Origin of the sequence: Caulobacter endophyticus (assembly GCF_003116815.1) — a bacterium.
GTDB classification, from domain to species: Bacteria; Pseudomonadota; Alphaproteobacteria; order Caulobacterales; family Caulobacteraceae; genus Caulobacter; species Caulobacter endophyticus.
Window position 1 is genome coordinate 120878 of record NZ_QDKQ01000064.1, and the last position, 13600, is coordinate 134477.

General features: G+C 70.4%; 14 protein-coding genes. 5 read left to right on the plus strand and 9 right to left on the minus strand.

Translation table 11 applies throughout. From position 1 onward, the window contains the following. Positions 1–48: 48 nt before the first annotated feature. Genes DDF67_RS19225 through DDF67_RS19235 form a run of 3 tightly spaced genes read right to left on the minus strand, consistent with a single transcriptional unit; the run spans position 49 to position 2853 of the window. Positions 49–483: an HPr kinase/phosphorylase gene (locus DDF67_RS19225; protein ID WP_109102446.1), complete on the minus strand. Its 435-nt coding sequence runs from the start codon at positions 481–483 to the stop codon at positions 49–51. After that, the gene (locus DDF67_RS19230; RefSeq protein WP_109102447.1) at positions 480–2171 is read right to left on the minus strand and encodes an ATP-binding protein; all 1692 of its coding nucleotides are present in this window, start codon (positions 2169–2171) and stop codon (positions 480–482) included. Before DDF67_RS19230 ends, DDF67_RS19225 begins: the two co-directional genes overlap by 4 nt. Continuing rightward, complete coding sequence (locus DDF67_RS19235) at positions 2140–2853, minus strand: response regulator transcription factor (protein WP_058348723.1); 714 nt, start codon at positions 2851–2853, stop codon at positions 2140–2142. Before DDF67_RS19235 ends, DDF67_RS19230 begins: the two co-directional genes overlap by 32 nt. 230 nt (positions 2854–3083) lie before the next feature. On the opposite strand from DDF67_RS19235, the gene DDF67_RS19240 reads away from it, so the two are divergent. Further along, on the plus strand, positions 3084–4790 hold the full coding sequence (locus DDF67_RS19240) for a hypothetical protein (RefSeq protein WP_109102448.1): 1707 nt from the start codon (positions 3084–3086) through the stop codon (positions 4788–4790). Positions 4791–4917: 127 nt separating this feature from the next. On the opposite strand, the gene pseC is transcribed toward DDF67_RS19240, so the two are convergent. Further along, a complete protein-coding gene (gene pseC / locus DDF67_RS19245) occupies positions 4918–6078 on the minus strand; it encodes a UDP-4-amino-4,6-dideoxy-N-acetyl-beta-L-altrosamine transaminase (RefSeq protein ID WP_109102449.1) in 1161 nt (386 codons plus the stop codon). Continuing rightward, positions 6075–7115 (minus strand): UDP-N-acetylglucosamine 4,6-dehydratase (inverting), encoded by a 1041-nt coding sequence (gene pseB / locus DDF67_RS19250; protein WP_109102450.1) that lies wholly within the window; start codon positions 7113–7115, stop codon positions 6075–6077. Before pseB ends, pseC begins: the two co-directional genes overlap by 4 nt. A gap of 118 nt (positions 7116–7233) precedes the next feature. Between pseB and DDF67_RS19255 the strand changes: the two genes are divergently transcribed. Further along, complete coding sequence (locus tag DDF67_RS19255) at positions 7234–7638, plus strand: hypothetical protein (RefSeq protein WP_233247702.1); 405 nt, start codon at positions 7234–7236, stop codon at positions 7636–7638. Here the strand turns inward: DDF67_RS19255 and DDF67_RS19260 are convergent. Continuing rightward, positions 7635–8105, minus strand: a complete 471-nt coding sequence (locus DDF67_RS19260; protein WP_269845462.1) for a nucleoside deaminase — start codon at positions 8103–8105, stop codon at positions 7635–7637. The two genes, DDF67_RS19255 and DDF67_RS19260, sit on opposite strands and share 4 nt — an antisense overlap. 103 nt (positions 8106–8208) lie before the next feature. Here DDF67_RS19260 and DDF67_RS19265 point away from each other — a divergent pair, with 103 nt between their 5' ends. Then, positions 8209–9522, plus strand: a complete 1314-nt coding sequence (locus tag DDF67_RS19265) for a pseudouridine synthase (RefSeq protein ID WP_332888335.1) — start codon at positions 8209–8211, stop codon at positions 9520–9522. 163 nt (positions 9523–9685) lie between these two features. Here DDF67_RS19265 and DDF67_RS19270 read toward each other — a convergent pair whose 3' ends face one another. Next, positions 9686–10387: a CDP-alcohol phosphatidyltransferase family protein gene (locus DDF67_RS19270; RefSeq protein ID WP_109102454.1), complete on the minus strand. Its 702-nt coding sequence runs from the start codon at positions 10385–10387 to the stop codon at positions 9686–9688. Beyond that, positions 10384–10764 carry a hypothetical protein gene (locus DDF67_RS19275; RefSeq protein WP_109102455.1) on the minus strand — a complete coding sequence of 127 codons (381 nt, stop codon included), beginning with the start codon at positions 10762–10764 and terminating at the stop codon, positions 10384–10386. The genes DDF67_RS19270 and DDF67_RS19275 overlap by 4 nt, the downstream gene beginning before the upstream one ends. A 71-nt stretch (positions 10765–10835) precedes the next feature. Here DDF67_RS19275 and DDF67_RS19280 point away from each other — a divergent pair, with 71 nt between their 5' ends. Both DDF67_RS19280 and DDF67_RS19285 read left to right on the plus strand, forming a co-directional pair. Next, positions 10836–11822, plus strand: coding sequence for a phosphatidate cytidylyltransferase (locus DDF67_RS19280; protein WP_109102456.1), 987 nt, complete (start codon positions 10836–10838; stop codon positions 11820–11822). Positions 11823–11834: 12 nt separating this feature from the next. Continuing rightward, positions 11835–12533, plus strand: coding sequence for a lysophospholipid acyltransferase family protein (locus tag DDF67_RS19285; RefSeq protein WP_109102457.1), 699 nt, complete (start codon positions 11835–11837; stop codon positions 12531–12533). Here the strand turns inward: DDF67_RS19285 and DDF67_RS19290 are convergent. Further along, positions 12530–13462 (minus strand): CPBP family intramembrane glutamic endopeptidase, encoded by a 933-nt coding sequence (locus DDF67_RS19290; RefSeq protein WP_233247703.1) that lies wholly within the window; start codon positions 13460–13462, stop codon positions 12530–12532. The two genes, DDF67_RS19285 and DDF67_RS19290, sit on opposite strands and share 4 nt — an antisense overlap. Between the last annotated feature and the right edge of the window lie 138 nt (positions 13463–13600).

The window sequence follows — 13600 nt, forward strand, 5'->3', positions numbered from 1 at the left end:
CGCCCGATACGGCAGGGAGGCGCCGCGCGGGTCGCCTTGATACGCTTGTTAGGGGGCGACTCCAAGATGCTCCAGCATCCTGCCGATCTTCGCAGGCGCGGCGGGCTCCAGCGGCCACAGCTCGAAAGCCGGCAAATCCAACCCCAGAAGGCGTTCGGTGCGAGGCTGGGGCAGGCGTTCGACGCTGGCCGGGTCGTCGACGCAGCGCACCAGAAGGCAGATTTCGGCCAGCGGCAGGGCCGGTTCCGGCGCGATCCCGAAGCCGCGGACCTCCACGAGCCCCCTCAGCGGGTCGGGCGCGCGGCCATAGAGCCGTCCATCGGAAACGAAGGTCACCACCCGGTCGTCGGCCACCAGCCGAAAGCCCGCCTCCAGCGCCCGCAGGGCCAGGTCGCTCTTGCCCGCACCCGACGCGCCCTCGATCAGCACCCCGCGCCACAGGCCGCCAACGCGGCGCGCCACCAGGCCCGCGTGGCGGATCACTCGCGGCTCCCGTGGCCGTCGCGGCCGCCGTGATGGCCATGATGGCCGTGATGATGACCGTCGCGACCTTCGCGATGCTCGGGCAGCTCGACCACGAACCGCGCGCCGATCACCTTGCCGTCCTGGTCCTGGCGATTCTCGGCATGAATCCGGCCGCCATGCGCCTCGACGATCTGGCGGGCGATCGACAGGCCAAGGCCCGAATTGCCGCCGAACGCCCGGCCCTTGGGCCGCGAGGTGTAGAAGCGCTCGAAGATGGTCTCCAGATTGTCGGGCGGGATGCCGGGACCGTCGTCCTCGACCGTGGCCGCCAGCCGGCCGTTCTGGCGCACCAGTCCGACCCGCACCTCGCCGTCGCCGGCGCTGAACGAGCGGGCGTTGTCGATCAGATTGCGGAACACCTGGCTGACCGGGATCTCGCGGGCCATCACCCGCGAGGCTCCGGTCGGCGTGCCCACCAGCCGCACGCGGACGCTGAACGGCGGCTCCTCGCCGCGCACCTGGGCCTCGTAGATGCCCACCGCCTCGGTCAGAAGGCGGCCAAGATCGATCGGCTTGGGCAGCTCGCGCGACAGCTCGGCGTCGAGGCGCGAGGCGTTCGAAATGTCGGTGACCAGCCGGTCGAGGCGCCCGACGTCCTGCTGCAATATGCCCAGCAGGCGCTGTCGGGCCTTGGCCTCGGTGACGAGGTCGAGCGTCTCGATGGCCGAGCGGATCGAGGTCAGCGGGTTCTTGATCTCGTGGGCGACGTCGGCCGCGAAGCGCTCGATGGCCCCCATGCGCTCGGACAGGGCTTCGGTCATCTCCTCCAGCGATCTGGAGAGGTCGCCGATCTCGTCGTTGCGGCGCGAAATGTCGGGCAGGCTGATGGCGCGCGCGCCCTCAAGGCGCACGTGGTCGGCGGCCCGGGCCATTCGCAGGACCGGCTGGGCCACCAGGCGGTGCAGCAGCACGGACGACACCAGCACCGCGCCCACGGCCACCAGCACGAAGGGCAGCAGGGCCTTGCGCTCGGCGCCGATGATCTCGTCGACGTCGCCGGCCTCGACGGTCAGCACGCCCAGCACCGCGCGGACGTGCTGGATCGGGATCGACACCGACACCACCCGCTCGCCGTTCTCGGCCAGGCGCACCTGCTTGACCGTCTCGCCCATGCGGGCGCGCTCGATCTCCTGCTCGAACTCGGCCTTGGCGCGTTCGAGGGCGCGGGGCTTGGCGTCCTTGTCCTGCAGCGACAGGCGGAAGCCGTTGTCGCCCGACTTGCGGGCTGGCGGCAGCACCTTCCACTCGACCCGGTCCTCGACCAGGTAAGAGTCGGCCAGCAGGCGGCCCTCGCCGTCATAGAGGCGGGCGCGCTGGGAATGGCCGCTGAAGAACGACTGCAGGATGTCGTTGGCCGCCGCCACGTCGAGCGCCGGCTCGGGCTCGCCCACGGTGGCGGCCCGTTCGATGATGTTGGCGATCAGCTCGCCCTGGGTGCTGAGGCTGTCGATGCGGGCGTTGATCAGGCCGCTGCGCAGTTCGTTCAGGACCAGCGCCCCGACCACCAGGATGGCCAGGGCCAGCAGGTTCAGGCCGATGATCAGCCGCCCCAGCCGCGACGCGCGCGGCCAGGTCAGCCGACGCCGGTCGCGCGGCCCAGCCTCGGGCCCGACCTCAGGCTTCGCGGTAGCGGTAGCCGACGCCATACAGGGTTTCGATGGAATCGAACTCGGGGTCCACCTGGCGGAACTTCTTGCGCATCCGCTTGATATGGCTGTCGATCGTGCGGTCGTCGACATAGACCTGATCGTCGTAGGCGGCGTCCATCAGGTTGTCGCGGCTCTTCACGAAGCCAGGGCGCTGGGCCAGCGACTGCAGCAGCAGGAACTCGGTGACCGTCAGGCGCACCGGCTTGCCGTCCCACAGGCTGTCGTGACGGGCCGGGTCGAGCGTCAGCTTGCCGCGCTTCATGACCTTGGAGCCCGCGGCGCCGGCCGGGCCGGGCGCGGCCGGGTCCTCCTCGTCGGGACGGGCCCGGCGCAGGACGGCCTTCACGCGTTCGAGCAGCAGGCGCTGGCTGAACGGCTTGTGCATGTAGTCGTCGGCCCCGAGGTTGAAGCCGAGGATCTCGTCGATCTCGTCGTCCTTCGAGGTCAGCATGATGACCGGCGTCTCGGAGGACTGGCGCAGGCGACGCAGCACTTCCATGCCGTCCATGCGCGGCATCTTGACGTCGAGGATCACGAGGTCGGGCGGATTGCTCTCCACCGCCTCGAGACCCGAGACGCCGTCGTAATAGGCCTTCACCGTGTGGCCGTGGCTCTCCAGGGCCAGGGAGACCGAAGCGACGATGTTCTCGTCGTCGTCGATGAGCGTGATCTCGGCCAAGCCGTCTAGTCCTCCGAATACCTTCCCGGTGATCCTATCGACCACCGCGCCCCGCTACAACGCACGGAGCGGCCAAGCTTTCCATCGGGCGTTGTCGAACCCTATTGCGGCCGGGGCGTGGCGGGCTTGGACACAGTTGCGGCAACTGCGCCGAACGATAGTCTTGGCCCTTCAACCTCGCCTTAAGGTCTCGCAAGTCATAGTCACGATCCAGGAGCCCCATAAAGCCCATGAGCGACCAGGTCCATTACGAGCTATTCGTGCGCCGCAAGGTCGGCGCGCAATGGACTCTGGACATGGCGACCGAGATTCGCAGCCACGCCCTGGCCCAGGCCGAGGAAGTGCTGAACTCGGGGCGCGCCGTCGCCGTGCGGGTCTCGAAAGAGACCCTGGACCCCGACACCCGCGAATATCGCTCCATCTCGATCTTCACCAAGGGCATGGTCGACGGCGGCAAGCCGAAGAAGCCGGTGGAAGAGATGGAGCCGCTGTGCGTGCAGCCGGCCGACCTCTACACCGCCCACGCCCGCGACCGCATCGGCCGCCTGCTGGAAAGCTGGCTGCAGCGCCATAAGGCCACGCCCTTCGAGCTGCTGCACCGGCCCGACCTGGTCGAAAAGCTGGAAGCCTCCGGCACCGACCTGCAGCACGCCCTGCAGAAGATCGCCATTCCCGAGGCCGAGGCCCGGGGCATGTCGGTCCATGAGCTGATCCGCAACTTCCAGGGCCTGGTCGAGCGCTCGGTCGCCAACCTGATGAAGGCCTTCAAGAAAGGCCAGCTGCCGGACCTCGACAAGGAAGGCTTCGCCAAGGCCGCCGAACGTCTGACCGCCGATCCCGACCGCGCCTTCCTGCTGGGCGCCGGCGTCGCCGCCTCGATCGCCCCGGCCAAGGACTGGAGCGAGAAGATCGCCCGCCTGCTCGACCTGGCCGACGCCGCGCCGGCCGAGCCCAAGGCCCGCGCCGCGGCCCTGGCCGCCATCGAAACTCCGCTCGCCGAGATCATCGGCTCCAAGGCCGGCATGGCCGACCTGCTCAACACCGCCGACGACCTGGGCTCGACCCTGGCCGCCATGACCCGCCTCGCCGGCGGCTCGCAGGTCGAGATGCTGATCAAGGTCGAGGCCAGCGTCCGCGCCTGCATGCCGGAGCTGTCGGGCACCGCCAGGCGCCTGGGCCAGTGGCTGTGCGGCGACACCTTCCCCACCGTCCGCGCCTCGATCGCCCGCCGGGTGCTCAAGGAGTTGAACGGCGTGCGCCGCCTCAAGCCGACCGACGCAGAGAGCGAGATCGAGCACCTGCGCGCCCTGGCCATGAGCCTGACGGCCGCCGCGGGCCGCATCCTGCCGGCCGAGGACATCACCGCGGCCTTCACCACCCGCTCCAAGACCCTGCTCAACGGCGACTTCATCGAGGCCCTGCTGGGCCGCGACCGCTCGGCCCGCGAGGAGATCGTCATGCTGATCCGCCTGGCCGAGAACGTCATGGGCGCGGTCAACAAGCGCCACGCCGCCCGCTGGCTGTCGGCCAACATCCAGGCCATGCGCTTCGAGAAGGAGATGCGCCAGGGTCCCGACACCCCGTCGGTGAAGCTGGCCGGCCTGGCGGCGCTGCAGAAGTCGCTGACGCGTTCTGGCCTCGTGGTCGAGGACTACGAGCCCCTGTGCGCCAAGCTGGGCGAGGTCGGCGGCATGGTCGAGGCTGACGCCCGCCTGCTGTCGCTGCTGGTCCGCGCGCCCGCGCCCCTGCCCCAGCGCCTGAGCCTGCTGGCCAAGCTGGCGATGGGCGAGGCCGGCCCCACCGGTCCGGTCGCCGACCGCGCCCGGCTCGAAGCCCTGAAGCTGGCCCGCGCCCCCGAGGCCCGCGAAGCCCTGGCCGCCAGCCCCGAGACCCTCGACCTGCTCAAGGGCCTGGTGCAGCAGCAACAGGCGGCCTGAGGCTCATCTCCAAGCGTGTCCGCGACCCGAACTACTCAGATCGCGGCAAGACGCGAAGGCCTGAGAAGGCCGACACATGGATCCTAGGCACAAGGCCTAGGAAGGCGGGAAGAAGCAGGACACAAGCCTAAAGCCCCAACGTCCGCGCCAGCGCCTCGACCACCCGCTCGGGGTCCCCGTCATCCATGCCGGGATAGAGCGGCAGGGTCAGGCAGCGGCCATACCAGGCGTCGGCGCCGGGCAGGTCGGCCAGGCCATACCGGTTCACATAGTAGGGCTGGCGGTGAACGGGGATGTAGTGGACCTGGGTTCCGATCCCCTGCGCCTTCAGGCTTTCGACCACCGCCGCGCGGGTGGTCATGGCGGCTTCGAAGTCGATCAGCACGGTCAGCAGGTGCAGGGCCGGGTCGGACCATGACGGGCTGGCGGCCAGCCGCACCAGCGGCGACATCGGCTCCAGCAGCGCCTGGTAGCGCGCCGTCAGCGCCCGCCGGCGTTCGACGAAGCGGTCGAGCTTGGCCAGTTGCGAGATCCCCAGGGCGCAGAGCACGTCGGGGATGCGGTAGTTGAAGCCCAGCTCCGGCATCTCGTAGACCCAGGGCTCAGCCCCGGCCGGACGCACCATGCCGTGGCCGCGCAAGGATCGGGCCTTGGCCGCCAGGGCGGCGTCGTTGGTGGTCAGCATGCCGCCCTCGCCGGTGGCCAGGGTCTTGACCGGATGGAACGAGAAGCTGGCGAAGCTGGAATAGGCGCAGTCGCCGACCGGGTGGGCCTCGTTGCCGAAGGCGCCGGCCGAGCCCAGGGCGTGCGGAGCGTCCTCGACCAGCACCGCACCAGCCGCGCTGGCCATGGCCTTCAGCGCCGGCAGGTCGCAGACGTCGCCGCGCAGGTGCACCGGCAGTACGGCCCGCACCCGGCGCTCGCCCGCGCGCGCCAGGGCGTCGGCCAGGGCAGCGGGCGTCATCAGGCCGCTGTCGGGATCGACATCGGCGAACACCACCTCGGCCCCGACGTAGCGGGCGCAGTTGGCTGTGGCCAGGAAGGTCACCGACGGGACGATGCACACGTCGCCTTCGCCGACGCCCAGGGCCATCATCGCCAGGTGCAGGGTCGCCGTGCCATTGGAGACGGCGATGGCGTGCTGCGCCCCGACCTTCTGCTTGAAGGCGGTCTCGAAGGCCTCGACCGTCGGGCCCGTGGTCAGGAAATCGGCGCGCAGGGCCTGCGCGACAGCCGCGATGTCGTCGTCCTCGATGGTCTGCCGACCGTAGGGGAGGAAGCCGCTCATCGCGCGGCCTTCTCCTCCAGCATGGCCAGCAGGCCTTCGGGCGAGAGCCAGTCGTGGTTGTTGTCGCTGCTGTAGGAAAAGTCTTCGGCCACGCGCTTGGCGCCGTCGGCCTCGGAATAGGGCTCGCGGCCGAACTCGGCGAAGTTGGGCTCGATGGCGAAGCGGTCGTCGAACTCGACGGTCGAGCGCGCGTCGTCGGCGCTGATCATGATCTCGTGCAGCTTCTCGCCGGGACGGATGCCGATGACCTTGACCCCCGCGCTCGGCGACATGGCCTTGACCAGGTCGGGCATGGCCATCGACGGGATCTTGGGCACGAAGATCTCGCCGCCGCGCATCAGGTTCAGCGACGACAGCACGAAGTCGACGCCCTCGTTCAGCGTGATCCAGAAGCGGGTCATGCGCGGATCGGTGATCGGCAGCTCGGTCGCGCCCTGGTCCAGCAGGCGGCGATAGAGCGGCACGACGCTGCCGCGCGAGCCGACCACATTGCCGTAGCGCACGACGCAGAACCGCGTGCCGATATCGCCCGACAGGTTGTTGGCGGCCACGAAGGTCTTGTCCGAGGCCAGCTTGGTCGCGCCGTAGAGGTTGGTGGGGTTGCAGGCCTTGTCGGTCGACAGGGCCACCACCTGCTTCACATGGTTGTTGAGGCTGGCCCAGACCACGTTCTCGGCGCCCAGCACGTTGGTGTGGATGCACTCCGAGGGATTATACTCGGCCGCCGGCACCTGCTTCAGCGCTGCAGCGTGGATGACGATGTCGACCCCACGCAGGGCCAGGGTCAGCCGCTCGCGGTCGCGCACGTCGCCCAGGAAGAAGCGCAGCTTGGCGAAGTCGGCCTCGCCGAACTGCTCGCGCAGTTCCAGCTGCATGTCGCTCTGCTTCAGCTCGTCGCGCGAATAGATGATGACCTTGCGCGGGCTCGACCGCTTGAGCACCGTCTCGATGAACCGGCGTCCGAACGAGCCGGTGCCGCCGGTGACCAGGATCACCTTGCCGTCAAGGTCGAGGGATTGCGGTGAAAAGCGTCCCAAGATCAGCCTCCTCGCACCCGCCGCGCGCGCATCTGACGCACGGGGAATCTAGGTTAACGCGTTTGTGCGGCGCCAGACGTAAAGAGGACGTCAACCACGACGGGTTATGCGGAAGGCCATGCGCCGCACCCTCGCCCTCCTCGCCGCCGTCCTGACGCTCGCCGGTCTTTGCGCCTCGCCCGCCCTGGCCAGCGGCGGCGAAGCCAAGAAGGAGGCGCCGCCCACCTATTTCGCCCTGCCCACCATCACCGCCTCGGCCATCCGCCGCGACGGCCGCAAGGGCGTGATGACGCTGGAGACCGGCATCGAGGCCAAGGACCCCAAGGTCATGGAATACGCCCAGGCCTCGACCCCGCGCCTGCGCGCGGCCTTCGCCCAGGTGCTGATGACCTATGCCTCGGGCCTGCGCCGCGGGGCCGCCCCCGATCTCGACTACATCGGCGCCGAGATGCAGAAAGCCGCCGATCGCACCCTGGGCCGCAAGGGCGCGCGCGTCCTGCTCGGCTCGGCGATGGTCAACTAGGACGCGGGCTTGCCCTTGCGCCGCGCGCGGAAGAACCCGCGCAGCAGGTCGGCGCTCTCCTGCGCCATCACCCCGCCCGTCGTTTCCGGCCGCCAGTGGCAGGTGGGCTGGGCGAAGAACTTCGGGCCGTGGACCACCGCTCCGCCCTTGGGATCGTCGGCGCCCCAGACCACCCGGCCGATGCGGGCGTGGCTGATCGCCCCGGCGCACATGGCGCAGGGCTCCAGCGTCACCACCAGGGTCAGGTCGGTCAGCCGATAGTTCTCAAGCTTCGCCGCCGCCAGCCGCATGACCGCGATCTCGGCATGGGCCGTGGGATCATGCGCCGCGATCGGGCCGTTGCCAGCCCGCGCGATCACCTCGCCCGTCTTCGGATCCAGGATCACCGCCCCCACCGGCGTCTCGCCCCGCTCGGCGGCCGCGCGGGCCTCGTCGAGGGCCAGGGCCATGGCGTCTTCGTCGGTGATGGGAGAGGCCTCCGGCTGCTGGACTTGATCCTATGGCGGTTCGGCGCCATCACCACAAGAAGCCCATCGTGAGATGCGCCCCTCCCGTCGAAGGAACCAAGCCATGACCGACAAGTACCAGCCCGCCCTGCACGACGCCGTCGAGCATGACGCCGACGCCGAGGGCGGCGAGCGCGTCGCCAAGGCCCTGGCCCGCGCGGGCGTGGCGTCGCGGCGCGAGGTCGAGCGGCTGATCGAGGCCGGCAAGGTCGTGCTGAACGGCCAGGTGCTGACCACCCCGGCCGTGCGCGTGTTTCCCGGCGACCTGCTGGTCGTCGACGGCAAGCTGGTCGAGGATCGCCAGCCCACCCGCCTGTTCCGTTATCACAAGCCCACCGGCCTGGTGACCACCCACAACGACCCCAAGGAGCGCCCGACCGTATTCGGCGCCCTGCCCCACGGCCTGCCGCGGGTGATCTCGGTGGGCCGCCTCGACCTCAACTCCGAGGGCCTGCTGCTGCTGACCAACGACGGCGAGCTGTCGCGCGCCCTGGAGATGCCGCAGAACGCCTGGACCCGCCGCTATCGCGCCCGCGCCTTCGGCCACGCCACCCAGGAGACCCTGGACAAGCTGAAGGACGGCACGACCATCGAGGGCGTCCGCTACGGCCCGATCGAGGCGCGCCTCGACAAGGCGCAGGACAAGGCCGGCGGCGGCCGCAACGTCTGGATCACGGTCACCCTGTCGGAAGGCAAGAACCGCGAGGTCCGCAAGGTGCTGGAGTCGGTGGGCCTGAAGGTCAACCGCCTGATCCGCCTGTCCTACGGCCCGTTCGCCCTGGGCACGCTGCAGGCCGGCCAGGTCGAGGAGGTCGGCCCCCGGGTGATCCGCGAACTGCTGGCCGGCGTCATAGCCGACGAGAACATGCCCACGGGCGACAAGCCGCAGTTCGTCGGCGTCGCCGACCCGCTGTACGCTCCGGGCGTGGCCAAGGACGGCGAGCGCCTGCGCGGCGGCGAGATCCAGCGCCGCGCCCCCACGGGCCGCGCCCCGCAGATCGCCACGCCCAAGGTCGAGGAGCCCAAGAAGGTCTACAAGGCCGGCTGGGCCAAGGCCAAGATCCGCACGGATGGCCACAAGTCCAAGACCCACAAGCCCAAGTCGATCGACACCAAGTTCGTCACCGAGGCCCCGGGCCGCGGCAAGCCGGGCGCGAAGGGTGCTGCGGCCAAGGGTGCTGCGGCCAAGGGTGCGGCGACCAAGGGTCCGGCACGCAAGAGCGCGGTGGGCAAGCCGGGCGCCCGCCCCGCCGGCAAGGCCGCCCCGCAAGGCGCCCCGCGCGGCAATGTCGCTCCGGCGCGTCCGACCAAGCCGGCCGGCTTCAAGGGTCCGCGCCCGACCGGAGCCAAGCCTGCCCCGCGCGGACCCAAGCGGTAGTTTCCAAAGAACGGCCTTCCTGGGCCTTGCGCCCTGGATCCATCGTTCGGCCGCTCAGGCCCTTCGCGGACGACCAAGGTCCGAACAGCGACCGGCATGGGCCCTCGCCACGCGGGCGAGGGAAGCAATGTGGTTGTCGCGGTGGGGCGCCGAACGCTCGCCCCTAGCGCCGATCCGCCAGCCGTTCGGCCAGGGTGCGGGTGCGGCGCACCACGGTGACCAGGGTCCCGGCGGCGATCACCGCCAGGCCCAGCGCCAGCGCCTCGCCCCGGCCGCTCCACAGCGGTTCGAAGGCGGCGATGACGCAGGTCGCCGTCAGGGCGGCCATGCGATGCGGCTTGGCCATGGGTCCGGAGAAGTCGGCGTCGAAGCCGAGCCCTCGGCCAAGCTCGCGCACATAGGCCGTCAGCATGGCCAGGGCCGCGCAGATCCAGCCCAGGGCCGGCCCGCCGGAGAAACCCGCGCTCATCGCGCCATAGCCGGCGCCGGCCAGGAACAGCACGTCGGCGATACGGTCGGGCAGCTCGTTCCAGATCGGGCCGTAGGGGCTGGCGCGGCCGTGCTCCACCGCCACCATGCCGTCCAGCAGGTTGCAGGCCAGGCGCAGCTGGATGCAGGTCGCGGCCAGCACCAGGCACAGCGAGCGCCAGCCGTCCTCGACCCCGCCGCTGGCCGCCAGCAACGCGCCGCCCAGCACCGCGAAGGCGAGACCCAGGCCCGAGATCACGTCGGCGGAGACCCCCTTGCCGGCGATGGCGGCGGCCAGGCGAGCGGCCCATGCGGCGCTGCGGGTCTTCAGCGGCCGGCGGTTGGCGAGGTCGGGCGCTCCGGCCTCCGTAGAAGCGGTCTCGGGAGCGTCGGTCATGGCGCGGCCTTTCTCCGGTCGGCGACCAGGCGGGCGTTGTAGGCGATGGCGTAGAGCGTCGACATCGTCCAGGGAAAGGCGATCGTCGCCAGAAGTTCCGGCGTGCCGATCAGGCGATGGACGAGGACCAGGATCGTCAGGATGGCGCTGGCGGTCATAGCCGGCGGCAGGGCCAGGGCGACGAAACCGGAGAACCGGCCGTCCAGCCGCTCCAGCGTCTTCTTGAGCAGCGCCGTCAGCCCGGCCGACAGCAGGCCCTGGGCGAGGGCCGGAACCCAGGCCAGGCCGTGGGCGCGGTTGGCCCACAAGGTCCAGCCGCCCATCAGCAGGAAGCCGAACGCCGCATGGACCAGGCTGGAGCGCAGGATGCGCGACATCGACGAGAACTCCCCGGCTCGTAACCGTCGGCAACTAGGCTATACCGGGAGTAGTGCGAACGGGAGCGTCCATGGACTTGATCGGCGATCTGACCGGACATGCGGTCCGCTTCCTGGCCGCGCAGCCCCGGCCGCTGCTGGCGGGCCTGGCCGGAGTGGTGATCCTGCTGGGCGTGGCCAGCGCCATCGCCGCGGTGCTGCCGCGCCTGAAGCCCGGCCAGTCGTACGAGGAGCTGCGGCTGCGCATCGTCTCGTGGTGGGGGATGGTGGCCCTGCTGGCCGGCGCCCTGCTGCTGGGCTGGCAGGCGACCACCGCCGTCTTCGCCTTCATCTCGTTCCTGGCCCTGCGCGAGTTCCTGTCGCTGGCCGTACGCCGGCGCGAGGACAGGCCGGCGATCCTGGCGGCCTATCTGTGCCTGCTGGCCGCCTACGGCTTCATCTTCGCCGACCGCTACATGTTCTACCTGGTGTTCATCCCGGTGTGGGTGTTCCTGGGGTTGCCGGCGCTGATGGCCCTGATCGGCCAGACCAAGGGCTACCTCGCCAGCGCGGCGACCTTCCACTGGGGCCTGGTCACCTGCGTCTACAATCTGGGCTTCGTCGCCTTCCTGATGCGCGTGCCGGAAACCGAGCACCTGCCGGCCGGCGCGGCGGGCCTGGTGTTCTTCCTGCTGCTGGCCACCGAGTTCAACGACGTGGCCCAATACGTCTGGGGCAAGCTTTTCGGCCGCCGCAAGATCCTGCCGAGCGTCAGCCCCAACAAGACCTGGGAAGGCTTCCTGGGCGGCTGGATCACCACCGCCGCGCTGATCTGGTTCGTGGGTCCGGTGTTCACGCCGCTGACCGGCCACGGCCTGCTGGTCGTCGCCCTGGTGCTGCCGGCGGCGGGCTTCGCGGGCGACGTGACCATGAGCGCCATCAAGCGCGACATCGGGGTCAAGGACACCTCGCACGCCATCCCCGGCCACGGCGGGGTGCTGGACCGCGCCGACAGCCTGACCTTCACCGCCCCGCTCTACTTCCACCTTATGGCGCTGTTCGCGCTGGACCGGTTCTGATCTAGTCGCGCCGTGCGCCTGCTCCGCTTTCTCCTGCTCGTCCTCGTCGCCCGGCCGCTGGCCGTGCTGATGACCGGCGCCGACGTCTCCGGTCGCGAGCGCCTGCCGCTGAAGGGCCCGGCGATCATCGCCGCCAACCACGCCAGCCACGTCGACACCCTGCTGATGCTGTCGATCTTTCCGTCGCGGGCGGTGTCTAAGCTGCGGCCGGCGGCGGCGGCCGACTACTTCCTGCGGGATCCGGTGATCGGCTGGTTCTCGCGCCACGTGATCGGCATCGTGCCGGTGGCGCGCAGCAAGGCGGGCCGCCGCGCGGCCCAAGGCCTGGGCCAAGGCGAGGGCGAGGACGTGCTGGCCCCCGCCCGCGCCGCCCTGGCGGCGGGCGAGATCGTGCTGGTCTTCCCCGAGGGCACGCGCGGCGACGGCGCCAGCGACGCTATGGGCCAGTTGAAGGGCGGTGTCGCGCGCCTGGCCGAAGCCTTTCCCGAGGCCCCGGTGATCCCGGTGTGGATCCAGGGCGCGGGCCGCGTACTGCCCAAGGGCGCCAGCGTGCCGGTGCCGCTGAACTGCGCGGTTCTGGTAGGCGAGCCCGTGGCCTGGACCGGCAAGCGGACGGCCTTCATGGACGCCCTGCGCGAGGCCATGCTGGCCCTGAAGGCCCAGGCCCCGCCGCTGCGCTGGTCGGACGAGGCCGACGACAAGGAAATCTAGGCCGTCGCCACCCCGGCCCAGCGCGACAGGCGCGGCGTGCGGGCCACCAGCTCGGCCAGGCCGACATAGATCCCCAGCATCACCACGCAGATCGGCAGCACCTCCCAGCGGAAGGGATGCGGCGGCTCGGGCGTCAGGGTCATGGGCTGCAGGAACAGCACGATGACGATGTTGTTGGCCGCGTGGGCGCCGACCGCGAACTCGACGCCGCCCAGCCGCAGGGTGGCCCAGGCCAGGCCGACGCCCAGCACCGCCCGCACCAGGAAGGCGTCGGGATTGGGGTCGAAATGGATGGTCGAGAAGGCCACGCCGTTGATCAGCAGGATCAGCCACACCCGGCGCGTGAAGGCGCCCGTCAGCTTCAGCAGCCAGCCGCGGAACACCAGTTCTTCCGCCGCCGCGGCCAGCAGCAGCAGGCCGATCGCGCCGGCGGCGTGGACCAGGCGACCGTCCAGGCTGGAGGTCAGGGTCAGGATCGGCATGGGCGGCGCGTGCGGATCGAGGCGGGCGCTGGCCGCCAGCAGCGGGCCGACGGTCACGGCGAACAGGGCCAGGCCCAGCAGGGTCAGGCGCCAGCGATAGGCCGGGGCGCTGGTCAGGTAGCTGCGCAGGCGCCGCTCGTGCAGCAGGGCGGCGACGCCGGCGAAGGCCACGGCCATGCCGCCGTTGGTCGCCGTCACCAGGCACAGCACGAACAGCAGGGTGATCAGGTCCAGGCCGCCGGCCTTGGGATTGGACAGCGATTTGAGCAGATCCATGGCCTGGTCGAAGCCGCCGTCGACGAGGCCGGTGAACAGGGCCATGACGAAGACCCCGCCGATCACGGCCGCCAGGGCCGCGGCGACCGCCCCGACCGGCAGGCTCAGCAGGACCCGCCCGATGCGCCGGTCAGCCGGCGTCAGGTCGTCCAGAAACGCCGAACGTCTCACGTCCTCGAACACAGCCCGTTCCCATACAGCACCCGCCTCTTCGCTAGTCGGCGGCGAGGCCAAGGAAAAGAGGTTTCGAGCAAAGTCGGCCCACGACTTGCCGTCACGCGGCAATGACGGCACACATCGGCGGTTGTC

Coding starts and splice junctions, on each gene's coding strand:
- DDF67_RS19230 (WP_109102447.1), bottom strand. CDS start 2,171: ATGGCGTCGGCTACCGCTACCGCGAAGCCTGAGGTCGGGCCCGAGGCT.
- DDF67_RS19240 (WP_109102448.1), top strand. CDS start 3,084: ATGAGCGACCAGGTCCATTACGAGCTATTCGTGCGCCGCAAGGTCGGC.
- pseC (WP_109102449.1), bottom strand. CDS start 6,078: ATGAGCGGCTTCCTCCCCTACGGTCGGCAGACCATCGAGGACGACGAC.
- DDF67_RS19255 (WP_233247702.1), top strand. CDS start 7,234: ATGCGCCGCACCCTCGCCCTCCTCGCCGCCGTCCTGACGCTCGCCGGT.
- DDF67_RS19265 (WP_332888335.1), top strand. CDS start 8,209: ATGACCGACAAGTACCAGCCCGCCCTGCACGACGCCGTCGAGCATGAC.
- DDF67_RS19270 (WP_109102454.1), bottom strand. CDS start 10,387: ATGACCGACGCTCCCGAGACCGCTTCTACGGAGGCCGGAGCGCCCGAC.
- DDF67_RS19275 (WP_109102455.1), bottom strand. CDS start 10,764: ATGTCGCGCATCCTGCGCTCCAGCCTGGTCCATGCGGCGTTCGGCTTC.
- DDF67_RS19280 (WP_109102456.1), top strand. CDS start 10,836: ATGGACTTGATCGGCGATCTGACCGGACATGCGGTCCGCTTCCTGGCC.